General features: G+C 64.2%; 17 protein-coding genes and 1 pseudogene. 7 read left to right on the forward strand and 11 right to left on the reverse strand.

Going from position 1 to position 24,279, the window contains the following annotated elements:
• Nucleotides 1-48 precede the first annotated feature (48 nt).
• On the forward strand, nucleotides 49-756 hold the full coding sequence (locus tag DIE11_RS16985) for a DUF2968 domain-containing protein (RefSeq protein WP_059608536.1): 708 nt from the start codon (nucleotides 49-51) through the stop codon (nucleotides 754-756).
• An 83-nt stretch (nucleotides 757-839) separates the two neighbouring features.
• Here the strand turns inward: DIE11_RS16985 and hfq are convergent, their stop codons facing one another.
• On the reverse strand, nucleotides 840-1,433 hold the full coding sequence (gene hfq / locus DIE11_RS16990; RefSeq protein ID WP_124625986.1) for an RNA chaperone Hfq: 594 nt from the start codon (nucleotides 1,431-1,433) through the stop codon (nucleotides 840-842).
• A 293-nt stretch (nucleotides 1,434-1,726) separates the two neighbouring features.
• Between hfq and DIE11_RS16995 the strand changes: the two genes are divergently transcribed.
• Complete coding sequence (locus tag DIE11_RS16995; protein WP_059608534.1) at nucleotides 1,727-2,008, forward strand: hypothetical protein; 282 nt, start codon at nucleotides 1,727-1,729, stop codon at nucleotides 2,006-2,008.
• A 27-nt stretch (nucleotides 2,009-2,035) separates the two neighbouring features.
• Here the strand turns inward: DIE11_RS16995 and DIE11_RS17000 are convergent, their stop codons facing one another.
• The 4 genes from DIE11_RS17000 to DIE11_RS17015 form a co-directional block, all read right to left on the reverse strand.
• On the reverse strand, nucleotides 2,036-2,950 hold the full coding sequence (locus DIE11_RS17000; RefSeq protein ID WP_124625711.1) for a DUF1571 domain-containing protein: 915 nt from the start codon (nucleotides 2,948-2,950) through the stop codon (nucleotides 2,036-2,038).
• 29 nt (nucleotides 2,951-2,979) lie between these two features.
• Nucleotides 2,980-4,734, reverse strand: coding sequence for an AMP-binding protein (locus tag DIE11_RS17005; protein ID WP_124625713.1), 1,755 nt, complete (start codon nucleotides 4,732-4,734; stop codon nucleotides 2,980-2,982).
• A 330-nt stretch (nucleotides 4,735-5,064) separates the two neighbouring features.
• Complete coding sequence (locus tag DIE11_RS17010; protein WP_059608531.1) at nucleotides 5,065-5,883, reverse strand: TetR/AcrR family transcriptional regulator; 819 nt, start codon at nucleotides 5,881-5,883, stop codon at nucleotides 5,065-5,067.
• 216 nt (nucleotides 5,884-6,099) lie between these two features.
• On the reverse strand, nucleotides 6,100-7,320 hold the full coding sequence (locus DIE11_RS17015) for an MFS transporter (protein WP_124625715.1): 1,221 nt from the start codon (nucleotides 7,318-7,320) through the stop codon (nucleotides 6,100-6,102).
• A 281-nt stretch (nucleotides 7,321-7,601) separates the two neighbouring features.
• Here DIE11_RS17015 and DIE11_RS17020 point away from each other — a divergent pair, with 281 nt between their 5' ends.
• The 3 genes from DIE11_RS17020 (at nucleotide 7,602) to DIE11_RS17030 (ending at nucleotide 10,647) form a co-directional block, all read left to right on the forward strand.
• A complete protein-coding gene (locus DIE11_RS17020) occupies nucleotides 7,602-8,144 on the forward strand; it encodes a GNAT family N-acetyltransferase (protein WP_124625717.1) in 543 nt (180 codons plus the stop codon).
• Nucleotides 8,145-8,259: 115 nt separating this feature from the next.
• The gene (locus DIE11_RS17025; protein ID WP_124625718.1) at nucleotides 8,260-8,886 is read left to right on the forward strand and encodes a ParB-like protein; all 627 of its coding nucleotides are present in this window, start codon (nucleotides 8,260-8,262) and stop codon (nucleotides 8,884-8,886) included.
• 24 nt (nucleotides 8,887-8,910) lie between these two features.
• Entirely contained in the window at nucleotides 8,911-10,647 is a 1,737-nt protein-coding gene (locus DIE11_RS17030; RefSeq protein WP_124625721.1) for a SulP family inorganic anion transporter, read from the forward strand.
• A gap of 42 nt (nucleotides 10,648-10,689) precedes the next feature.
• Here the strand turns inward: DIE11_RS17030 and DIE11_RS17035 are convergent.
• The 5 genes and pseudogenes from DIE11_RS17035 to DIE11_RS17055 all read right to left on the reverse strand — a co-directional run.
• Nucleotides 10,690-11,385: pseudogene (locus DIE11_RS17035) on the reverse strand (PfkB family carbohydrate kinase); the annotation flags it as partial.
• A gap of 80 nt (nucleotides 11,386-11,465) precedes the next feature.
• Nucleotides 11,466-12,410, reverse strand: coding sequence for an ABC transporter substrate-binding protein (locus tag DIE11_RS17040; RefSeq protein WP_124625723.1), 945 nt, complete (start codon nucleotides 12,408-12,410; stop codon nucleotides 11,466-11,468).
• A gap of 100 nt (nucleotides 12,411-12,510) precedes the next feature.
• On the reverse strand, nucleotides 12,511-13,548 hold the full coding sequence (locus tag DIE11_RS17045; RefSeq protein WP_059532942.1) for an ABC transporter permease subunit: 1,038 nt from the start codon (nucleotides 13,546-13,548) through the stop codon (nucleotides 12,511-12,513).
• 40 nt (nucleotides 13,549-13,588) lie between these two features.
• Nucleotides 13,589-15,142, reverse strand: coding sequence for a sugar ABC transporter ATP-binding protein (locus tag DIE11_RS17050; RefSeq protein WP_059608523.1), 1,554 nt, complete (start codon nucleotides 15,140-15,142; stop codon nucleotides 13,589-13,591).
• Nucleotides 15,129-16,376: an ROK family protein gene (locus DIE11_RS17055; RefSeq protein ID WP_059608591.1), complete on the reverse strand. Its 1,248-nt coding sequence runs from the start codon at nucleotides 16,374-16,376 to the stop codon at nucleotides 15,129-15,131. The genes DIE11_RS17050 and DIE11_RS17055 overlap by 14 nt, the downstream gene beginning before the upstream one ends.
• A gap of 964 nt (nucleotides 16,377-17,340) precedes the next feature.
• On the opposite strand from DIE11_RS17055, the gene DIE11_RS17060 reads away from it, so the two are divergent.
• Both DIE11_RS17060 and DIE11_RS17065 read left to right on the forward strand, forming a co-directional pair.
• A complete protein-coding gene (locus DIE11_RS17060) occupies nucleotides 17,341-19,779 on the forward strand; it encodes a tetratricopeptide repeat protein (protein WP_124625725.1) in 2,439 nt (812 codons plus the stop codon).
• A 388-nt stretch (nucleotides 19,780-20,167) separates the two neighbouring features.
• Nucleotides 20,168-20,911, forward strand: coding sequence for a lysozyme inhibitor LprI family protein (locus DIE11_RS17065; protein ID WP_124625727.1), 744 nt, complete (start codon nucleotides 20,168-20,170; stop codon nucleotides 20,909-20,911).
• 63 nt (nucleotides 20,912-20,974) lie between these two features.
• On the opposite strand, the gene DIE11_RS17070 is transcribed toward DIE11_RS17065, so the two are convergent.
• The gene (locus tag DIE11_RS17070; protein WP_124625729.1) at nucleotides 20,975-24,220 is read right to left on the reverse strand and encodes a DEAD/DEAH box helicase; all 3,246 of its coding nucleotides are present in this window, start codon (nucleotides 24,218-24,220) and stop codon (nucleotides 20,975-20,977) included.
• Between the last annotated feature and the right edge of the window lie 59 nt (nucleotides 24,221-24,279).

Here is a 24,279-nt window from a genome sequence, read left to right on the forward strand (position 1 = left end):
GATAAAATCGCGCTGAATTACAACGACACGGGCGGGGAATTGATATTCATGAGCCATATGACGGGGTTGGGGCGGGCGTGTGTGTTGCTCGCCATGATGGGAGGCATGCAGGGCGCGTTCGCGCAGGGGTTGGCCGGCAACGCATCGCCGGCGGTACAGCAGGCGTCGGCACCGGTGGCGGCGATTCCGGTGATCGACCAGCAGGTTCAGACGTCGGTGCAGCCGCAGGCGGGCGAGACGACCGGGCAGAGCACGGTCGACGAACTTCAGCGCCAGATCCAGGCGCATTCGCTGACGGAAATGCGCACCAGCTATAACGGCAGCTACGGCGCGAGCCTGCTGTTCAGCGTGAAGGACGGTTCCTATTTCGTCGCGCTGTTTCAGCAGAAGGCGTTCTGGCGTGTGATCAAGACCTACGACGAGACGCGGGCGGAAACGATCTATCGCGATTTCTCGCGTCAGGCGGAACGGCTGGCCGTCAACGAGCTGCGTGCGGCGAAGCTGGAATCGCAGAAGGCGCAGATGGACCGGCAGATCGAAGTCACGCAGGAGCGGGCGCGGCGTCTGCAGGCGGACATCTCGATCGCACGCGAGCAGCAGGCAACGGTCGCGGATCGCCAGAAGAGCGTCCGCGCCGAAACGGCGGCGTTGCAGGCGCAACAGGCGCAGCTTCAGTCGCAATTGCGCGCATTGCAGCAGCAGGTGCGTTCGCTGCAGCGCGAGGCCGACGCAGGCTTGCCGACGACGGCACACTGAGCGATCACGGCACGGCCGGTGCGGCGACATGCCGCGCCGACCCACCAGAAAAAAGGGCAAGCCATTTGGCTTGCCCTTTCGTTTTACTGGCCGTCCGGCACGATTCGCCGGCGGCGCGTAACGATCACCGGCCCATTGCCGCCGCGTGTGTCGGACGGCGACGTGTTGCCCGATGCGTCGCCGGCGTCGCGCGGTGTGCTGTAGCTTTCGCGCGGGGCGCCATAGCCTTCGCGGGGCTCGCGCGGCGCGCCATAACCGTCGCGCGGTTCGCGCGGGGCGTAGCCTTCGCGCGGTTCACGGGAACCATAACCTTCCCGCGGTTCGCGCGAGCCGTAGCCGCCGCCGTCGCCGCGCGATTCGCGGGCGCCGCCGTGCGAGCCGTACGGGCTGTGGCCGCCGCCTTCGCGGCCGCCCGGCCGACCACCGGTACGCGGGCCGCGGGGGCCGCCGCCGCCCGGGCGCGAGCCGCCGGTGTCGAGCTGGATCGTGGAAATCGCACGCTTGTAGATGCCTTGCAGACCCACGGGGGTGCGCAGCATCACCAGGTACTGGTCGAACGACTCGATACACCCCGTCAGACGAATGCCGTTGACGAGATAGATTTCAACACGCTTACGTTCCTTGCGCGCCGAATTGATGAAGTCGTTTTGCGGATGGGATTCTGCGGGATTGGCCATTGAGGTGCGGCAGGAGCCTGCGTCAGAGAATATGTTGTGCGTGTGTGGCGTGGTCGCCCACCAAGTGTTTGGCGGGATTTTACCCTGTTCGTTCCACCAGTGCGCAGTCGCGATTGTGTCGAACCGTAACCCACTATAGACGTTCCCGTGCATTTGCGCGATTCGGTCGAATGGCTAGTGCCGTTTCGTTACGTCGCGTTACGACTCTCGCAACGGCGTAGCACCTGGCGGTGCGCGGCGCGATTACATTCGACGCGCATGCCGGGCTGGCCGGCGGATCCGGGAAGGGGAACATGAACAAGCAGGGATTGGCGGTGTGGATCGGGAGTGTAGCGTTGCTCGCTTCCGGCAGTGCAATGGCGGGACACGTCGACCTGTCGGTGGGCATCGGCGTGCCGGTCGCGCCGGTCTATGCCGAACCGGCACCGGTCTATGTGGCGCCGCAGCCGGCGGTGGTCGCCTATCCGGGTTACGGATACGGCTACTACGGCGACGAGGACGACGACGGTTATCGGAGATGGCGCAGGCACGATCACAGGCATTGGCACAAGCATCACGACGATGACGACGATTGAGCGCGACCCGCGCGGCGCCGGTGACGATCAGAACGCGTAATCCGGATTCTTCGGGTCGAACGCGGATTCGTCGAGCGTCGCCGGCGCGATCTTCTCGATGATGATCCGTTCGAAGATCTTGCCGTCGTTGTCATAGGATTCGACAGTCCTGAAGTACGGCGCGTGCAGATCGAGCCCGAGCGTTTCCTTCTTCGCATAGAACTGCGGGCGGCCGGTCGGCGTCTCGTAGGTGAGCGCGACGACGCGCACCCCGCCGATCGTCTTCGCTTCCACCTGCGTCGGCCGCTGCACGCCGGCTTCCTGGTATTTCTTCCCTTCGGTCAGGTACAGGTTCGTGATGAACTCGGTGCCGAGATCCTTCACCTGGTGATTCGACTGCGCGCGTGCGAGTGCGCCGTCGAGCGCCGTCCACAGCGGAATCTTGCCGAGCAGGCCGCCGAGATGGCCGTACATCTCGTCCTTGCGCCGGGTCGTGTCGTAGATCGTCTCCTGTCCCGCATGCGCGCCGTCCGGCAGCCATTTCGCATACACCCGCAACGGTTCGCGGGTCGTCTTCACGAGCATGCGGTCGGGCGTGTCCGACCATTTCCCGCTGATGCGCTCCTGGCGCACCATCGTGAACTGGTACGACGGATAGCCGTTGGGACCATTGCGGATATAGAGCGGGACGGTGAGCGGATCGAGTGTCTTGAACAGCGCCGTGAGCGTCGCGTCGTCAAGTTGTGCTAGCGTGCCGCGCCGGGCGGCCGTGCGCAGCCAGCGCGCCTGCTGCGCGACCGGCTCGCGCGTGACCTTCGCCAGGTCCGCCGGCAGTGCGTCCTCCTGTACCGCGCTCGCGGCAGCGGCGGTTTCCTGCGCATGCAGGCCGGCTTGCGCGAGCGACAGCATGCACACAATGGCCGCGGCGGCGTGCCGCGTGCGGCGCTTCGTTCCTTCGTTCATCGACAGCGTCTCCCGGGGCGATGGATCGTTCAGCCTCGCTTCGCGGCGTTGAGCTTGGCGAGTTCCTCGTCGCGCAGCGCGCGGCGCAGGATCTTGCCGACATTCGTCTGCGGCAGCGCGTCGCGGAACTCGACGAACTTCGGCATCTTGTAGCCGGTCAAGTTCTTGCGGCAGTGCGCGAGCACGTCGTCGACCGTCAGCGTCGGGTCGCGGCGCACGACGAAGACCTTGATGCGTTCGCCCTGGACTTCGTCCGGGATGCCGATCGCGGCGGCTTCGCTGATGCCCGGATGCATGACCAGCACTTCCTCGATCTCGTTCGGATACACGTTGAAGCCCGAGACGAGGATCATGTCCTTCTTGCGGTCGATGAGGCGGATGAAGCCGTGTTCGTCCATCACGCCAATGTCGCCGGTGCCGAGCCAGCCGTCGGCGTCGATCACCTTCGCGGTCTCGTCGGGCCGCTGCCAGTAGCCGCGCATCACCTGCGGGCCGTGCACGCACAGCTCGCCGGGCTCGCCGATGCCGGCCCAGGTGCCGTCCTCGCGCCGGAAGCGCACGAGCGTCGACGGCGCGGGCAGGCCGATCGAGCCGCTGAATGCGGCCATGTCGTTCAGGTTCACTGGATTCATCGTGACGATCGGCGAGCATTCGGTGAGCCCGTAGCCTTCGACGACCGGCCGCCCCGTGACCTCGTGAAAGCGCTCCGCGACCGCGCGCTGCATCGCCATGCCGCCCGCCATCGCGAGCTTGAGCTTCGAGAAGTCGCGCTTGCGGAATTCCTCGTTGTCGAGGAACGCGTTGTACAGCGTGTTGATCCCGGTGATTCCGGTGAACGTTTCGTTGCGGATGATCTTCATCACCATCTTCATGTCGCGCGGGTTCGCGATCAGGATGTTGCGACCGCCGAGCCCCATGAAGATGAACGCGTTCACCGTCAGCGAATAGATGTGATAGAGCGGCAGCGGCGTCAGCACGGTCTCGACGTCGCCCGAGACCTGGTCGGCGATCCACGCCTTGGCCTGCAGCAGGTTCGCGATCAGGTTGCCGTGCGTGAGCATCGCGCCTTTCGCGACGCCTGTCGTGCCGCCCGTGTATTGCAGGAACGCGAGATCGTCGCGCGTCGTCTTCACCGGTTGCGGTTTGCCGCGTGCGCCGAGCGCGAGGGCGGCGCGCAGCCGGATCGCCTGCGGCAGGGTGTAGGGCGGCACGAGCTTTTTCACGTGCTTCAGCACGAAATTGATCAGGCGCCCCTTTGCATTGAAGCCGTCTGCGAGCAGGTCGCCGAGCGCGGTGACGACGATGTTCTTCACCTGCGTTTCCGGCAACGCGTCCTGCAGCGTGCGTGCGAAGTTCTCGAACACGACGATCGTCTGCGCGCGGCTGTCCTTCAACTGGTGCGCGAGTTCGCGCGCGGTATAGAGCGGGTTGACGTTGACGACGATCGCGCCGGTTTTCAGCGTCCCGAACAGCGCGACCGGGTACTGGAACGTATTCGGCAGCATGATCGCGACGCGGTCGCCCGGCTTCACGCCGGTGCTTTGCAGATACGACGCGAACGCCTCGACTTTCTGCGCGAGCGTGCGGTAGGTCATCGATGCGCCTGCGCTCACGTAGGCGACCCGCTCGGCGAAGCGTGTCGTGCATTCGTCGAAGAATTGCACGAGCGATGCGTATTGCGTGACGTCGATCTCGTGCGGCACGCCGGGCGGATACGACGCGTACCAGATGCCATCGGTGTTCGGCGGGAGCTGGGCCGCTGCGGTTGCTGCGGATGAGGACATGATGTGTCTCCGGTGTCGGTGAGAGTTGGCGCTTCAGCGCCTACTCTCACCCCATGCTTTGCGGTCGGCGAGAGTTGGCGCTTCAGCGCTTGCTCTCACCCCATGCTTTGCGGTCGGCGAGAGTTGGCGCTTCAGCGCTTGCTCTCACCCCATGCTTTGCGGTCGGCGAGAATCGACGCTTCAGCGCGATGTTCTCGCCATGCCTTCTTGTCGACGAGCGCAAGCCAGCGTTGGCTCCCGCCGCATGACATTCGTTCGGCCCGGGCCAGCGCATCAACGCCGGTCCGGGCCGCCAAAATCGTGAATCGCCGCCTGAGCGGCTCGGCGCGATCAACTCGCCGAATGCACCGTCGCCGGATCGGCAGCCGGCGCGCTCGAGGACAGCCCGAAGGCCTCACTCGCACCCGCATCGTCGAGCACGGCCGCGAAGATCGACAGCTGCGCGCTGTCGGGCATCGGCGCCTTCAGTGCGGCGACGATCAGCGAGGACAGCCGCGCGATCATCTGCACGTCGTTCATCGTGCGGCCTTGCGAGAATTCGTCGATCAGGCTTTCGGTTTCGGCACCGGCCAGCGCGCCGGACAGCGCACCGATCGCGAAGTGCAGCCGCCAGCCGAGCTCCGTGCGCGGCAGATGCGGCAGCGCGCGCTGGAACGCATCGAAGAAGCGGCCGGCGACGCTCGCGTAGTGCGCGGTCAGGAAGTTGCGCACGAACGGCGACGGGTCGGTGTACGCGCGGCCGATCAGCCGCAGGAATGCGGGGCCGCCGCGGTCGGGGTCGCGCGACGCCTTCAGCGCGGGAATGAACATCGCGCCGAGCACGTGTTCGCAGGTGATATGCGCACCGAGCTGCGCATCGAAGCGGTCGAGGATGCCGAGGCGCTCCTGGTTGAGCTGGTCGAGCCGACGCGACAGCATCGCGTGGATCAGCGCTTCCTTGCTGCCGAAGTGGTAGTTGACCGCGGCGAGGTTCACCGCCGCGCGCGACGTGATCTGCCGCATCGACATCGCTTCGAAGCCGTGCTCGATGAACAGGTCCTCGGCCGCATCGAGAATGCGCGCCTTCGTCCCGCCGGTCTGCCGATTGCCGGATGACCGCGTCCCGGACGGCCGTCCCGCCGACGGTCGCCCCTCCTGACTGACTGCCATGTCCCGCCTCCCAATGCCGGTCGCCCGGCCGCGAACAGGTGATTTGATTATCTGATTCAAACAGCCGTTTTTATTAAGATAAAAAAACGCGGGCAGCACGGGCAAGCGAGGAATCTGGACAAATTCCTCTAGTTCGATGTGCAGTTGCGGAAAGTATGCCGCGTGGCCCCGGCGGGACGGGGCACGCGTGATGGTGCGATGCGGCAATATGCAGGCTCACCCGACGGCGGTACGCGTATTGACCGATTGCGTCATGTCGATACCGCGCCGTTCACGGCTGAACAGGATCAGCACGGCGATCACGACGGCCACGATGCCGGCCACGAGCGCCAGGGCGAAACCGTAGTTGTTGCCCTGGGAAACCGCGAGCGACGCCTGCATCGTCGCGTTGCCGGACGCGAGCAGGTTGCCGAGCTGGTAGACGAAACCGGGGAAGGTCGCGCGAATCTCGTCGGGCGAGATCTCGTTCAGGTGAACCGGTATCACGCCCCACGCGCCCTGTACCGAGATCTGCATCAGGAACGCGCCGGCCGCGAGCGCGACCGGGCCGCTCGAGAACGCCCACAGCGGCAGAATCGGCAGCGCGATCAGCGCGGCGATGAAGATCGCGCGACGGCGGCCGATCTTCTCCGAGATCGCGCCGAACGACAGGCCGCCGACGATCGCGCCGACGTTCAGCACGATCGTGATCCACGACACGGTATGCGGATCGAAGTGATGCTGTTCGCGCAGGAAGGTGGGGTAGAGGTCCTGCGTGCCGTGCGAGAAGAAGTTGAACGCGGTCATCAGCAAGATCGCGTAGATCGTGAGTTTCCAGTTCTGCTGGATCGTGGCTGCGAGACTCGGCCGCGCACGTTTTTCCATCTGCTTCCAGGCCGGCGATTCGGGCACGTGCGTGCGCACATACAGCACGAGCAGCGCGGGCAGCACGCCGACCATGAACATGCCGCGCCAGCCGATGTACTGGTAGAAGAGGCCGAACACGACAGACGCGAGCAGGTAGCCGCTCGGATAGCCAGCCTGCAGCAAGCCCGACACGAAGCCGCGCGCGTGGGTCGGCACGGTTTCCATCGTCAGCGCGGAGCCGACGCCCCATTCACCGCCCATCGCGATGCCGAACAGCGCGCGCAGCGCCAGCAGCGCGGCGAGGCTCGGCGCGAAGCCCGACGCGAGTTCGAGCAGCGAATAGCACGCGATGTTGACCATCAGCGTCGGACGGCGGCCGAAGCGGTCGGCGAGCCGGCCGAAGATCAGCGCGCCGATCGGGCGCATCGCGAGCGTGAGCGTCAGCGCAAACGCGACGGCGGGGATCGTCGACGCGAATTCGGTGGCGATGTCCTTCAGCACGAAGACCATCAGGAAAAAATCGAATGCGTCGAGTGTCCAGCCCAGGTAGGCGGCGATCGTGACGTTGCGTTGTTCGCGGGTCCAGCTCATGTCCGAGGTCTCCTCGTTGGCTTGCGCGCTCACGATCCGCAGGCGGATGCCGGCCCGGCTTGCGCGCGGTGCGGGGGCATGGATCGAGTGTAGGCCGCGGCACCGTACGATGTGGGGGGCGATAACCGCGAATCGGGAATAATCCCTATGAAATGGGCTGTTGAGAAAACCGAAATGAACGTGCACGAGACAGGCGACAGGCGCCTGTATCATGCCGGAAGGCTTTTTGTATCACTTATGTAATGTGCGCGATGCGCATCGCCACCGAATCAGGAGTCCCGATGACCCACCCCTCCGTTGCCGCATTGCCCGTCCTGGAGACCGGGCGGCTGTGGCTGCGCCCGCGCGTGCTGGCAGATCTCGACGCGAGCATCGAGATGGATCGCGATCCGGAGGTCACGCGCTACATCTCGGGCCCGTGGCACGACCCGGACGAACATCGCCGCTTCGTCACGCACCGGATCACACGCGCGTATCCGCCCGGCCTCGGCTACTGGTCGATCTTCGAGAAGGCCGCGCCCGACGCGTTCATCGGATGGATCCTGTTGATTCCCGACTATGCGGGCGGCGCGCGCGACGTCGAGATCGGCTGGCGGCTCGTGCGCGCGGCGTGGGGGCGCGGCGTCGCATGCGAGGCCGCCACGGCCGTCGTGCGCCATGCGTTCGACACCGTGCGGCTGCCGCGCGTGATCGCCGATATTGCCGAGGCGAACACGGGTTCGCTGAACGTCGCACGCAAGCTCGGGATGCGGCGCGTGAGCGTCGTTCATGACGGAATTCCCTACGTTCGCCATCGTCTCGAGCGCGACGACCTGCGTGCATAGTGTTGCGTTCCGTTGTCAGAGATGGTCAAGCGCATGCGTATCGAGGCCGCGACGTATTAACGGCTCGCAAGATCCGGAGTATCGTTGCCGGAAATTCGTAACATGGGGTACGACCATGGCACTCGGCAACGACGTTCATCTCATTCCCGTCCGGCTCGACGCACTGCGTCCGACGCAAATGACGGTCGGCTATCGCGAAGTGAAAGCGAAGCGCAAGCACTGGAAGACGCTCGACAAGCGCGCACGCAAGGCCGCGATCGAGTCGCACTGGTTTCCGGCCGTCCTCGGCCCGGACGGGCTGCACTACATCACCGACCATCACCACCTCGGCCTCGCGCTGATCGAGGAAGGGGAGACGCGTGTGAACGCGATGCTGCTGAAGGATCTGTCCTGGCTCGACAACACGATCTTCTGGCGGATGATGGAACACAACCAGTGGGTGCATCCGTTCGGTGCGGATGGTTCGCGTCGCGAATACGCACATCTGCCGAAGGCGCTGACGGGGCTCGAGGACGATCCGTACCGAAGCCTCGCGGGCGAGCTGCGCACGGCCGGCGGCTACGCGAAGGATGCGACGCCGTTCAGCGAATTCCTGTGGGCCGACTACCTGCGCCAGCACGTGACGCTCGACCAGATCCGCAAGAACTTCTCGAAGGCGCTCGACCTCTCGCTGCGCCGTGCGCATGAGCAAGACGCCCGCTATCTGCCCGGCTGGTCGGGTGTCATCGCCGTCAAACCCTGATACGCGCCCGGCGCCTGCCACTTCATGACGACCGTCCCCCCCCATCCGGATGCCGGCCCGCAGCATCCCGGGCATTTCGCTGCACTCGATGCGGCAACGCCGTCGGCCACGCAGCGCATCGGTCTCGATGCGCTGGCCGGCCTGTCGATCGCCGGGCTGCTGATTCCCGAGGCGGTCGCGTACGCGGGTCTCGCCAACCTGCCGCCGCAAGCCGGCCTCATCGCACTGCTGTCGGGTCTCGTCGTCTATGCGCTGACCGGCAGCAGTCGCTTTGCGATCGTGTCGTCGACGTCGTCGTCGGCGGCCGTGCTCGCCGCGACCGTGCTGGCCGAGTCCGGGATGGCGCTTGCCGCGCAGCTCGCGCTGGCGGCCGCGCTCGTCACGATGACGGGCGTGCTGTTCATCCTGGCGGGCGCCGCGCGACTGGGCGGCATGTCGGATTTCGTCGCGCGTCCGGTCCTGCGCGGTTTCACGTTCGGCCTGGCGCTGACGATCGTCATCAAGCAACTGCCGAAGATTCTCGCGATCTCCGTGCAGCACGGTGACGCGCCGCATGCCGCGCTCGAGCTCGTCACCGGCGCATCGCACGCGAACCTCGCGAGCGTCGCGCTCGGCACGACCGCGCTCGCGTTGCTGTTCGTGCTCGGCCGGCGCTCGCGCGTGCCCGCGACACTGGTCGTGATCGTGCTGTCGATCGCGGCCGGGTATATGGTCGACTGGCAGCAATACGGGATCGCGATCGTCGGACACATTGATTTCCGGCACATCGAATTCGGGCTGCCGCATCTCGACCGCAATGCTTGGATGCAGACGGTCGAACTTGCTTTCGCGCTGATGCTGATCCTGTATGCGGAGTCGTACGGATCGATTCGCAACTTCGCGCTGAAGCACGGTGACAGCGTGTCGGCGAACCGCGACCTCGTCGCGCTCGGCTGCGCGAACCTCGTGTCGGGGCTGCTGCACGGGATGCCGGTCGGCGCCGGCTATTCGGCGACGGCCGCGAACGAGGCGGCCGGTGCGCGGTCGCGTTTCGCGGGCTTGTGGGCGGCCGGCGTGGTCGCGCTGATCGTGTGGCTGCTGCTGCCGCAGCTTGCGCGCACGCCGGAGCCCGTGCTCGCGGCAATCGTGATCTTCGCGGTCAGCCACTCGCTGCATCCGTCGGTGTTCCGGCCGTACTGGGTCTGGCATCGCGACCGGCTCGTCGTGATCGCCGCGCTGCTCGCGGTGCTCGTGCTCGGCGTGCTGCACGGACTGCTCGCAGCCATCGGCGTGAACCTGCTGCTGACGCTGCGCAAGTTGTCGGAGCCGAACGTGAGCGTGCTCGGCCGGCTGCGCGACGGGCACGACTTCGTCGACGTCGCGAATCACGCCAATGCGAAGCCGGTACCCGGTGTGCTGATCGTGCGGCCCGAGGCGCAGCTATTCTTCGCGAACGCGGACCGGATGCTCAATCGCGTGCGTGTGCTGATGAAGGCCGCGCCCGATGCGCGTACCGTGCTGCTGAGTCTCGAGGAAACGCCGGACGTGGACGGGACGACGATCGAGTCGTTGCGCACGTTCGCGGCCGAATGCGCGGCCCGCGGGCTGCAGTTCGCGATCGTGCGGCTCAAGGAGCACGCGCTGCATGCGCTGCGCCGTGCGGCCGACGAGACGCTGCGCGACGACGCGATGTCCGAACTGAGTGTCGACGAGAGCCTGCAATTGCTGCAGGCGCGCGGCAATGGCGGCAATGGTGGAAAGGGCGCGCAGGGCGGTGCGTGACGATGCGAGGCGAACGCGCCGTCCAGCGCGTTCCGGTGCTGCCTAGTGCGATAGCGCGGCGTCGGCCGATTCGGCGGTCGCCGGATTCGCGATGACCTCTGCTACCTCGGCAGCCGTGGGCGCGTACGCGCCCGCATGCGCACAGGCGACTGCCGCGCAGGCTGCCGCGTAGCGTAGATGATCGGCGGCCGATGCGCCGGGGTGCACGAGCTGGCTGGCGAGCCAGCCACCGATGCTGGCGTCGCCGCAGCCGACGGTATCGACGATCTCGGTCGCGAACGCCGGCTGGAACAGTGCGGTATCGCGATGCAGAAGCTGCATGCCGGCCGCGCCGCGCGTGACGAGCAGGCTCGCATCGGGCGCCCACGCGCGCAATTGCGCGAGCGCGGCGGCTTCGTCGAGTTCGGGGAACAGGCCGCGCAGATCTTCGTCGGAGACCTTGATCCAGTCGGCGAGACTTGCCAGTCGGCGCAGTGTGTCGCGATACGACGGCGCGGCCATCGGCGCGCGATAGTTCGGATCGAACGAGATTCGCCTGCCGGCGGCGCGTGCAGCCTGCACGACTTCGATCAGGCGCGACGCAAGCGGATCGCGCACGACGCCGAGCGAGCCGACGTGCACGATCTCGGCTGCGTCGAGCGCGCCGTCGGGCAAGTCGGCCGGATCGAACGCGAGATCGGCGCTGTTTTCGCCGATGAAGAAATAGTCGGGCGGCTGTTTCGACACCACCAGGTTGAGGCGAAGGAACGGGCAGGGCCGGGCGCCGCGCACGGCGAGGCGGCCCGGCACCGCCGGGGATCGCGATTGGTGTCGCGCGATCAGCGCGGGCTGCTCCAGCCCTTGTAGCCCTTCACGTTGTCGCGCGTGACGAGCATCGGCTCGATCAGGATCATCGGGTTGGCCGGCTTCTGTCCGTTCATGATCCCGTAGCCGACGTTGACGGCCTGCTGCGCCATCGCCCATGGGTCCTGGCTCGACGACGCCTGCACGAGCGTGTTGGACTTCAGCGCCACCTCGATGTCCGGCGCGCCGTCGACCGACGTAATCACGATGTTCGGGCGATTCAGCTGCTTCGCCGCGAGATCGCTGCCGATCGCCTGCGGGTCGTTGATCGTGAACACGCCGTCGAGCTTCGGAAAGCGCGTCAGGTAGCCCTGCATCGCGTTCATCCCGCCTTCGCGCGAGCCTTTGCCGTCCTGGTCGCTCGACAGCAGCTTGATGCCCGGGTTTTTCGCGAGCACGGCCTTGCAGCCGTTCACGCGATCGATCACGGCCGATACCTGCGGGCCGTTCTCGATGATCACGTTCCCCTTGCCGCCGAGTTTCTTCGCGAGGTAATCGCACGCGAGCTCACCGGCTTTCACGTTGTTGGTCTGCACGGTCGCGTTCGCGCCGGCTGCCGCGACGTCGACCGCGACGACCGTGATGCCGGCCGCCTGCGCCTTCTTCACCGCCGGCTCGATCGCCTTCGGATCAGTCGCGTTGAGCAGGATGATGTCGACGTGCGCGGAGATGAAGTTGTCGATCTGCGTGAATTGCTTGTTCAGGTCGTAGTCGGCAGAAACCGCGGTGACCTTCGCGTTCGGGTTGAGCTGTTTGGCGCGTGCTTCGGCACCCTTCACGATCGTCACGAAATACGGGTTGCCGAGCGACCCGACCGTGACGCCGATCGATTTCAGCGGCTTGTCGGCTGCGTGGGCGGTGGCGGCGCCGAAGGCGAGCGCGCAGGCGACGGCGGTCAGGGCGGCTTTGTGCTTGAACATGTCGTTGTGTCTCCGGAAGGTCCGTTGGCGGACGGGCGCAGGAGGACCTGCCTGCGCCCTGATGGTTGAATGGTGAGAAATGCGCGGTGAGGAATGCGTGTCAGGTGCGGGCCGAATCGCGCTGGCGATAGCGGTCGAGCGCGACGGCGCCGATGATCACGAGCCCCTTGATGATGTATTGCCAGATGTCGGACACGCCGAGCAGCACGAGACCGTTGGTCAGTACCGCGATGATCAGCGCACCGATCAGCGTGCCGACGATCGAGCCGACGCCGCCGACGAAGCTCGTGCCGCCGAGGATCACCGCGGCAATCGCATCGAGTTCGTACGACTGGCCGAGCTGCAGGCCGTTGGCCGCATAAAGCCGCGCGGCCGACATCACCGCGCCGAGGCCCGCGAGCAGACCCGACGCGGCATACACGAACAGCTGGATCGCCCGCACGTTGATGCCCGACAGGCGTGCGGCTTCCGGGTTGCCGCCGACCGAATAGATCCGCATCCCGAGCACCGTGCGGCGCAGGATGAACCAGGACAGCGCGATCACCGCGCACGCGATCACGACGAGCCACGGCACGCCGAGGATCGTGCCGTTGCCGATGAACGCGAACGGCAGTTGCGGGTTGAAGACGGTCGTATCGTTGCCGATCAGGCGGGCGACGCCGCGCACGGCCGTCATCGCGCCGAGCGTGACGATGAACGGCGGCAGACGCAGGAACGAGATCAGGCCGCCGTTTATCGCGCCGAACACGAGGCCGACGGCGAGCGCGATCGGCACGCCGAGCCAGCCCCAGCCGGGAATGGTCGACGCGAGCAGCGCGGCGACGGCCGATGCGGCGAGCACCGAGCCGACCGACAGGTCGATGCCGCCCGTCAGGATCACGAAGGTCATGCCGGCGGCGAGCACGATGTTGATCGAGGCCTGCTGCGTAACGATCGACAGGTTCTGCAGCGTGAAGAAGCCGTCGGTCAGGAATCCGAAGCCGATGCACAGAACCAGCAGCACCGGCAGCATGCCGGCGGTGCGCATCAGCGATTGCATGCGCGCGCGATGATCGGCGCCGCGCATCAGGGGCGTACGGTTGGCCACCGGATGGGCCGTCGCGGAAGCGAGGTTCCGCTGCTTGGTCGGGTTGATCATGTCGGTACCTGGACGTAAGAGGGAGATGAAGGGGCCGTGGTCAGTGCGCGTCGGCGAGTTCGGCCTGCGAGCCGGTGGCGAGCGCGATGATCGCTTCCTGCGTAATGGGTGTGTGCATGTGGCCGCCGAGTTGGCCGGCGATCTCGCCTTCGCGCATCACGAGCACGCGATCGGCGACGCCGATGATTTCCGGCAGCTCGCTCGAGATCACGATCACGCCGACGCCCGCACGGGCCAGTTCGTTGATGATCCGGTAGATCTCGGATTTCGCGCCGATGTCGACGCCGCGTGTCGGTTCGTCGAGAATCAGCACGCGCGGCTTCGTCTCGAGCAGGCGCGACAGCAGCACTTTCTGCTGGTTGCCGCCTGACAGCGCGCCGACGTTTACGTTCGCGTTCGGCACGCGGATCGACAGCGAGGCGATCGCGTCGCGCGCGCGTTGGGCGCCGCGTGCGAGATCGAGCGCACCGAGCCGCGCGTCGCGGTTGCACACGGAAATGTTGATGTTGTCGCGCACGCTCATGTCCAGGAACAGGCCCTGGCGCTTGCGGTCCTCCGTCAGGTAGACGAGGCCCGCGTCGATCGCGTCGCGTGGCGAATGTGCGCCGAACGTACGATCGCCCAGCTTCACGTCGCCGCGCGTGCGGGGTTCCGCGCCGAAGATCAGCCGCGCGAGCTCGGTGCGGCCCGCGCCGACGAGCCCGGCGATGCCGAGCACCTCGCCCGCATGCAGGTCGAGGCTGCAGCCGCGCACGCGGTCGCCGTCGGCAATGTCGCGTACCGACAGCAGCAGATGGCCGGGGTCGTACGGCGCATGTTCCTTCTTGTAGAAGCCGGAGATGTCGCGCCCCACCATCATCGCGACGAGCCGTTCGGCCGACAGCGATTCGCGCTCGAGCGTGCCGACGTACGATCCGTCGCGCAGCACCGACACGCGGTCGGACAGCTCGTAGATCTCGGCCATCCGGTGGCTGATGTAGATGATTGCGAGACCTTCCTCGCGCAGTTGGCGGATCAGGCCGAACAGGTGCTCGGTCTCGCGCGATGACAGCGGTGTCGTTGGTTCGTCCATCACGAGGATGCGGGCGCGGGTGTGCACGGCGCGCGCGATTTCGACGAGTTGCTGCTCGGCGATCGACAGCGTGCCGACGAGCGTGTCGGGCCCGAACGGGGCGCCGAGACGCGTGAGCACGTCCTGGCAGCCGCGCGCCATCGCCGCGCGGTCGATGGTGCCCCAGCGCCGGTTGCCGCGCCGCAGTTCGCGGCCGACGTAGATGTTTTCCGCCACGGTCAGGTTCGGCGCGAGGCACAGCTCCTGGTAGATCACCGCGACGCCCGCATCGCGCGCGGCGAGCGGGCCGTCGACGTCGATGCGCTCGCCGTCGATCAGGATTTCGCCGCCGGCGTCGGCGCGGTACGCACCCGACAGGATCTTCATCAGCGTCGATTTGCCCGCGCCGTTCTCGCCCATCAGAGCGTGGATCTCGCCCGGATAGACGGTCAGGCTGACGTTGTCGAGCGCGCGCACGGCCGGGAACGTCTTGCTGATCCGGCGCATCTCGAGCAGCGGCCGGGGCGACTCAGAATGCGACATGGTTGACCTCCTGCGATTCGGTGCGGGCGCCCTTGAGGATGCCGGCCCGCGGGGAGAAGTTGAAGAACATCGGCAGCGTCGCGGCGCCGATCGCACCGGCGTCGGCGCCGAACGTGCCGCGCACGAGCGTCGGCGTGCCGCGCGCTTCCGGCGCGGTGGCGACGAGCGCCGCGCGCAGGCGGGTCATCAGCGCATCGAGCAGGCCCGCGTCGGTATCGGCATCGAGCACGACCACCGGCGCATCGACGACGCACAGCACCGCGCGCAATGCCGGGGCGAGTGCATCGACGCAGTCGTCGATCCATTCGTCCACCGCCGGCAGGCCGCGCGCGATGCAGGCCTCGAGGTCGGCACGGTTCTCGACCGTCTCGCCGTGATGGCGCAGGTGGCGTACGAGCGCGTGCAGGGATGCGCGGGCGAGGAGGATGTCCCACGGGCCGCGAGGCGGCGGCGCGGAGGCCAGCCGGCTCGGCGGCACAGGAATCACGGCGATGTCGCCGGCATTGCCGGTCACGCCGCGCAGGCAGTCGCCGTCGATCGCGATGCCGCCGCCGATCGCGGGACCGATGAACAGGTACACGAAGTCGTCGCACTGCCGGCCGTACCCGTAGAACAGCTCGGCGATCGCGGCCGCGTTGCCGTCGTTTTCGCCGAACACGGGCAGCGACAGCGTGCGCCCGAGGTCGCTCGCGAAGTCGACGTCTTCCCATGCGCGGAACGTGTCGGGCGCGAGGCCGAGCTCGCGCATCCATGCGCCGAGGTTATACGGCTGCGCGACGCCGACGCCCGTCAGGCGCGCGCGCTCATGCGCGGGAAGCAGGTCCTGCATCGCATCGATGTCGTGCCGTACGATTTCGAGCACGTCGGCCGGCGGGGGGAGCAACGTGTCATGGGAGCGGCGGCCGAGCACGTCGCCCGCGAAATTGACGAGCGCCGTCTCGATGCGCATCCGGTCGAGATGGACGCCGATGCCGAACGCCCCGCGCGGATCGAGGCGGATCAGCGAGGCCGGCTGGCCGCGCTGGCCTTCGGTGCGGCCGGCGAATGCGATCAGCTTTGCATCGGCGAGCGACGCGATGATGCTGCCGACCGCCGTGCCCGTCATGTTCGCGAGACGGGCGAGGTCGGCCTTCGACGCGCTACCCGCACGGCGCAGCGTCTTCAACAGCAGGCGCTCGTTGTAACGGCGCACGTTGGCCGAGTTGCTTCCCTGGCCGATGTGCGGGCTTCTCATGGCGTCTCCTTCCATGGGCGCGTCGGTTGCGACGCATTAAATAAATCACGTTGATTTATTTAACCGCGTGAGCGGCGGCGTGTCAGCCTAGGGAAATCCCGGTTTCGTTCTGGGGCGACGATGGAGGCGGCGGGGAGGAGGCAAGAGCGGAGCGAATCACCGAAGTGAGGCGATCCGCGTGCAGGAGGGCCGGCGTGGAACCCGCCCGGCACTCGGTTCGGATTGGCGGCCTGGTGCGAGTCGGCGCTGCGGCTGCGGTGTATCCGCAAGGGCACCCGCAGTGATTCCGGAGCCGGAAATGAAAAAAGGCCGGCATAAAGCCGACCTTTTCAAAAACAGATGGTGCCCAGGAGAGGACTAAAATTACTGATGTAACTGATTGATATCAAACAATATTTATTTTTGAACTTTAAAAAATGTACCGAAAAATGTACCAGTTTGACGCTGTCTAAAGCGATGGACGCCAATGGATTTTGATGGAACCGCCGACCTGCCGATGACGTGTTGTGAAATTGCAACGCCGCACGTCCAAGGACATATTGGTCTCCCCTAGGGACCACGCAGGGGGAACACCTCATTCTGGCCGGGCGGCGTTTGCGGGAATGCGGCTCAGCCTGCCAATGGGAACTGGATCTGCGAGCATCCGGCAGCGGCACGTCTCGCAACGGTACCACCTTGGATATCCATAGATTCCAGTGAGAATGGTACCCCCAACGCAGGCCGCCCGGGAGCGATGCAAAAAGGAGTGCGTTGTTCAGGGGGGCAGTCTCGCGTCGCAGCTCGCTCGCTGGGGCTATCGCACCTTTGCTGCGAGCAATACGTGATCTATTGGACGCGATGAGAGTAGACCGCCAAACCGCGGTCATAGAGCTGCGTCGTTGTGCTTCACTTGAAGCATTGCCGCACTCTGGGGGATCTCAGCGATAATTCTGCCAAGACGACACAGCAACGAGGTAAAACTCGAATGTATAAACTGCTCAGCAATCGAATCAAGGCCGCGGAACAACTCAAAGACCCCACACACGTGCGTATAGCGGCCCTTGGCATTTTTAGAATTACTATGCAACATGCCTGTGTATCGTTGGGCGAATGGATCGTCCGGGCTCTCCGAGACGATCCTTCGCGGCTTTCCAGCTACACGTCAGTGGACATCACCCTGTTTTCGCAGCCTGCGGATGGCTCCCTCGTCAGCCTCTTATCGCAACTGCTAGTGGCCGCCGAAAACCTCGGCTGGCGTTCGGTCGGACGGCAATATTGGGAACAAGCGGATCTCCCCGCCGAACTACGTCAGTTGACTGGCGCGGCTAGAGCAAACCTGGAAACGATTCTTAGTGCCTTCATTCGCAGCCGGAATGATGGCGCGGAAGGGCATGGGTTACCTGGGGGGTACAGTCCGCAGACTGACGTTGCAGTAGTCCAGGCACTGGTCCGTTGCCTAGCCGGCATTCTCCCAACTTCATCCAAAGATGACGAGAGACTGTATCTCACTGCGCTGGGCAATCGCGCGCCGGAAGAACTAACTACCCTGAAACTGTTTAACGGCAACCCGATCTGCTATCGCAGATTACGACGAACTTCTGCCGGTCGGGTCCAGGTTGACGCACAGATCCAAAAGACGCTTCTGACAAGGGACGAAGTGACATATGAGGTCCCCAATGTCTTGCTTGACCTTCCTAGAGCAGCCACCCCCGAATACGACATTGCTGAGCCGGTGTGGACCGACAGTTGGAAGCCGTTTGTGCATATTCCAGAAAGGTTGGCGTCTTCCGACGTATTCACCGGCCGTGCTAAGGAGATAACCGATCTCGCGGCGTGGGCGGACGATCCCGACTCACGTAAATGCATGGTCTGGGGCGATGGTGGCGTCGGCAAGACCACTCTTGTCGTGGAATTTTTGCATCGGGTTCTCGAAGGGACTATTACAGTTGAATGGCGGCCTGAACTCATTACGTTCTACACCGCGAAAAAGACGAGATGGGGGCTTCAGGGTTTGGAGCAGATATCGGCCCAAGATATCGGGGTTGCAGACGTTGCGCTCGACATTGCCCGCATGCTGACGACGCCAAATCTTGATCGGTCTTGGTTCGAGAAAAGCCCACGTGACGTTATTCAAAAGCTTGGGTCGCTCCTTGCGGAAATGAAAATCTCCAGAGACAGCCATCTAATCGTGCTCGACAACACCGAAACTATGGCTCGAAGCGATGCTGATGTCCAAGCACTGGCCGCTCAGATAAATGAGCTTTCCAGACGTGTCGGGAGAGTCGTTTTGACGTCGCGCCGTCGTGAGCACATTGAGGCGCTGCCTTTGCAAACTGAAAATTGGTCTGAAGAGGAAGGGGCGGAGTTCCTGCGGAAACGAGGCGGCGTCCTCCGTTGCATTTCAATACAGCAAGCGGGAGACGCGACGCTTAAAAGATATTCACGCTTGTTGATCAACAAGCCGATTGCCTTGGAGGTTTTCGTCCAAGCCGCTTCCACTCCCGGTATCAGCCTAGATAGCGCGTTCCAGCGAGTGCAACGCATGCAACGACAGGACTTAGGTCAATTCCTCTATGACGACGCTTGGGCTCGCTTATCACCAGAATTGCGGCGCGTCCTGCTACTGATGAGCCGGCTAGGGGACAGCCACGACCAATACCTTCTGCAGCTCTGCTGTCAACGGGCCGCCGTTACCGTTGCTGCGGCAAGCGAAGCAATTGAAGAGAGTAAAGGTATTGCAAGCATAACCCGCTTTGAAGGAACGTTGCAGATCACGTTCAGCGCAGAGTTCTACAACTATTGTATCGAGAGGTGGGAACAAATTGATGGGAAGCGCACGCCCTCGGTTGAGGATGTAGAGTGGGTTCGCAGGCGATATGCCGAGTTCTTGAATAGTGCGAGCGCTCAAGTGCATGACCGAAATGTCCGAGCATTTCGCGTTCCGGCGGCACGTGCTGCATGGAAGAGCTTCACCGAGGAACGCTTGGATGACGCACTCGGATATTACGAAATCGCTATACTAGAAGACGCTGAAAATGGCTGGTTGTTCGATCGTTATGCTTACACCCTAATGAAAGTGAAGAAGTTTGACTCTGCGCTGGAGCAATCCAAAAGGGCCGTTTTACTATTGCCTGATGACCCGGAGGTTCATTTCACGAAAGGAATGATCGAGGGACGACTTGGAAACGTTTCTAACGCAGTGATGGAGCTCGATAAGGCTGCTTCTTATGGTAAGCCCAAACATCTATGTGAACTTCAAAAGGCCTACGCGCACGTCTACTCATCGCCGACTGATCTAGCTGAGGCGCGTGTCTGCCTAGGCAAGGCGAATCGATCTGCTCCCAAGGATAAGTTTCTCAGTCGCTTCATAGATGAAGCGACTCGTTTCGAGCGGCGGTGGTTGTCGCCGGAAACGATGAATTGAGGATGGACTGAGTTCGCCCTTCAGCGACGGTGGAAATCATGCCCCGGTGCAAAAGTTGCCGTGATCGTCGAATTCGACCCGGAGCGAGACAAAAGAAGGGCATTGTTCACGGGGCGTAGAGTCTCGACGCCGCTGGGCCGTGGCATCGATCTGGCATGCTCGGCCTCGATGGCCTCGTGGGACGGCCGAAGCGATGAGTACGGTCTCCCTATAGGCACCTTCGCGACGGATGCCTGGGTGGTTGAGGGCCATTCACTTACCGCCATGCGGCCGAATAGCCGTCCTGTTCGTTTTCAAGCCGCCGCAGTGAGACCAAGGATGAAACGGGTTGGCGCTCTGCGCATCAAACCTATCCCTGCAGGCGAATGAACCCTTCCTTGGAATGACCATGAGCACATGGAAGCAACAGACCCCGTTCCTCCGGTATGCGCTTTGGGGCCTAAGCCTGTGTCTGTCGGCCGGCGTCTACGCGGCCGGCCCTTCTTTCAACTGTGCAAAGGCCCGATCGGCTGCGGAGAAAGCGATCTGTGCCCATCCGGGCCTGGCGGCGCCGGACATGAAGATCGCCGAGGCGTACCGGGCGTTGCGGACCGAACTCGATGCGGCCTCAGCCGGCGCATTGGCTGATGACCAGCGTTGGTTTGTCGGCACGCGAGACGCGATCGGTGAGGCGCCGAAAAGTATATCACCGCCGGATCTTGGGGCTGTCCTTCAAGAACGTGCGACCTTTCTTCGCGCGATTAACTCCCATCCGCCCGGAGGTTTCGTCGGTAGCTGGCGCAATGTTGCCGGCGGATTCGACATCAAGATCGGGGCCGATGGTGCGCTCATTGTCGAAGGTAATGCGGCTCAGCCGGCCAATGGCAACTGGGTCTGCGAGTATCACGGGAGCGGCAGGGCTGTTGGCAACTTGCTGGAACCCACGACTGAGGAGATGGACGCCACGTCGAAGCTTGCCGAGGCAGACGCCAACGCGAGCCGTTTGCGTCTGAGCCGCGAAGGTGCGTTGCTCAAGGTCAAGATGATCGTTGCCCCCGGCAGTGACAGCAATCCGTTCTGTGGCATGAACGGTTCGTTCGATGGGACGTATTTCGCCGTGCCGCTGGGTTACGACAGTTTCCCGAGTTCGTGACATTGTGAGCCATGAGCGGGCGACAACGGGGTCGAGAAGTCACGATGTCCGTCTGGCATGTCGTCAACGTGGCTGGCTTTCGAGCGACAGGGGCGGCAACAAGTCTAGGCAGTCGCAGAACAACCGGCGAGACTTCCAGTCGTCGTGATCACCGATGACGTACAGTCGGCGCTTTGCGCGCGTGGCGGCGACGTTGAGTAGGTTGGGCTCTGAAACAGCCCATGCCCGTGCTTGGGGGCTGGTCGTGTTGCCGCCGAGCACCAGGATGACCACGGACGACTCTTTGCCCTGCATGGTGTGGATCGTTCCGTAGGTCATGCGGGTGGGCAACATGGCGCTGAGGCGCTCTTTCACATCCTTGAAAGGGGTGACGACCGAGATGTCGGCCAGATCGACGGTATCGCCTCGCAACCGGGCGATCAATTGTCGCAGCACGTCGCCCTCGGCCGGCACCCAGTTGCCGGACGCGGGGCCGCGTACGTGAATCCAGCCCGTCGGCAAGCTTGCCGGCGTTTCCTTCTCGGGTGACGGTGCTCGCGTGCCATAGACCATGACGCCATCGTATGCGATGCGATTGGCGAGCGCGTACATGGGGTGGTCGCAGCGGCGATGTACGACGAGGGGTAGACCCACCCACGTCTTTCCATCAGGTGGCCCCATCATGCGGCCCCATCGCGTAGCCTGATCGGCGAGCGTTTGGGCAGACTGCCGGTTCGGAAGCCAATGCGGAGCGACCCGATAACGTGTGCGCATGTGTTCGAGAACGGCGTCGGACACGGTCACGATGGGTTTGAGCTGAAGCGGGTCGCCTACCAGGACCGCGCGGCGGGCCCGCCAGAGGGCGCCCACGGCCGCCTGGGGCGTTGCCTGACCCGCCTCATCAACCAGCAGCCAGCCGATCTCGCCGGCCTCCAGCGAGCCGAAGGAGCGTGCAAAGGATGCAAAGGTGCTGCTGAGGACCGGCACAACCAGAAACAGCGAGGCCCAGGCGGAGCGTATCGCGTTGCGGGACATCCCGAGGTAGCGGCCGCCGGTCAGCACACTGTTGATGAATTTGAGGTTTGTGCGTAGTCGCTTGGCTTCCAGGGCGAAAAAGGTGCGGTGCAGCTTGAGGGCCTGGACAAAAAGATTGGCCCGCGCCTGTCGCCAACCGTCAATGATCCAGGGCTCGGCGAGCTCGATGGCATCGCCGCGGCCGATGATCCCGGTGCTCAGCCAGCTGACCAGGTGTGCCGCGTTGGCGTCGTGGGCGATGGCGGTGATCTGGCGAGTCAGGTCACGAGCCCGTTCTTCATGACGTTCCAGCAGACGCGTGCCGTCGATGATGGCGCGCCCGAGCTTTTCCCGCTCTGCCTCGTTCTGACGCGCGATGCGATCGGCACGCTGGAATCCGGCGTCGGCGAGAGCGTGGCGACGCCGGAGCGCCTGATGCTGTGTTCGCCAAGCACGACCAGCACGACCCAAGGATCGTATCTGATGCCAGAAGCCGGGCTTGGTGCCCAGGTGATGCTCCAGTTGGTCCAGACTGGTCGTCAACGCCGTATGCGCTGGCTTCCATTCCTCCCGATCAAAGCGAGTGGCGTGCTCGATGGTCTCGGCTTGTTTCACGCGCAACGCATCAAGGTCAACCGCCTGACGGGACGCATCGACGCGCGCTTGCCGCAGTCCGGGGAGGAGCGTGTGAAGCTGCTCGGTTTGGCGCGTTATCCGCTCGACATCGAGGCGTGCCTTCTGGTAGTCGGCGACCGCCTGTTGCCAAAGCTGCAAGCGCTCGTCGCTCGTCCGTTCGCGGTCCGCTTCCGCGTCGAGCCACCCTTCCAATCCCTTCGGTTGATCTGTCGGACCCGCCGTCGTATCGCCGGCGGCCGTGGCAATGGAGTCGACATCATCGTCGATGACGACATCCTCTTCGTCTGCCGGCGTGCCGGCGTCTGAACCCTGCGGGGCAGGCGCCTCGGGAGGGGCTGCGGTGGGCGCCTCACGTGACGGCCGTTCGCCGTAGAAATAGCGATTCACAAAGGCATTGCGGCGCGCTTTACTTCCGAGGGCGCCCGAGATCAGACCCCAGGCCGGCTTGCCGCTCACCAGCTCGCCCAGGTCGCTGAAATACGCCGCGTCGGGCCACCAGCTTTCATCGATCTTGTCGCGCTGGGGTAATTCCAGCGTCACGTTTTCAACCGCGCCGTTGTTGGAGGACGCGATGACGATTTCGAAGCCCAATAATTCCGGCTTGAGCTGATGGCTTAGCTGCATGCGTCCACCGTCGTTCGCGCGTTCGAGGCCGTTCGAGACGAAGGCGTCAGAGGCGCGGCGAAAACCCGCCAGGACATCGGCCCGGCGCGTGACGACGGCCGCAATCAGATCCCGGAGCAGGGTCGTCTTGCCGGTGCCTGGAGGCCCATTGACGCCCAGGAGACCAGCATCGTCCGCGAGGGTGTCGAGAATCGTATTCACGGCCAATTGTTGCGAATGGACCAGGCCGAGGTGTTTTTCCGAGGGCCAGCATGCAGGGCTGTAGTGCTCAGGCAGCAAACGTTCGATTAACGGCTCGGAGGCTTTGTCGCTGTCGAGATGCAGCCGTTGGCGAGCATCGTGGACTTGAAGGTATCGATCCAGCGGGAGGCTTGTGACGCCGTGGCGCACGGCATGAGCCACCATGCTGAGATCGGCCAGCAGGAAGCTGTTGAGAGGATCATCCTCTTGCTGTGGTTTTTCGGGATTGATGGGAGCGGACCGAAAACGCAGTCGGCGCTCGCCTGGGTCACCGAAGAAGGTGTCGACCTCAAGGAACCGTTGCACGCGATGGACGAGCTCGCGCAAGGCATCGCCACTGACCTTGCCGCCCATCAGGGCGACGATGTCCTTGCGGATCTCTGTCTGAGCCTCGTCGAAGCCGTGGGTCCAATCCCGGCCTTTGAGGGCCCGGCCCAGAAACCACGCTTCGCTGGAAATCACCAAGCTGTCCGGCACCATGAAGCCATTGGCCGTGAACTTCACCGCAAAGAGAGCCGACTCGCGTGACTGTGGCTCCCTGTATCCCTCGTCGGCGCCATAGAGCTTCTCAAGCTCTTTTGCGATCACTTGGCTGTCGTAGAGATGCGCGTAGAGCGTATGACTCCACACGCGCTTTTTCGGCAGCGCCTGCTTCGCAACCGGACTATCGGGAGACCAGGCGGGAATGAGCGTATTGACAGTAACGTCGTGGAAAAACGGGAAACTCAGCGAGTCGCGTTTGCGTGGCTTTGGGGCTTTTTGCGGCTGCAGCAACTCTACCGCGTGCCAGTAGCGGATGATGTTTTCCTGACTCATCGTAAGCGGGTCCTGGGACTTCCCATCGTGATTTATATAATGTGCCGGAGAAGAGGGCG

The organism is Burkholderia sp. Bp9012 (assembly GCF_003853825.1).
GTDB classification, from domain to species: domain Bacteria; phylum Pseudomonadota; class Gammaproteobacteria; order Burkholderiales; family Burkholderiaceae; genus Burkholderia; species Burkholderia diffusa.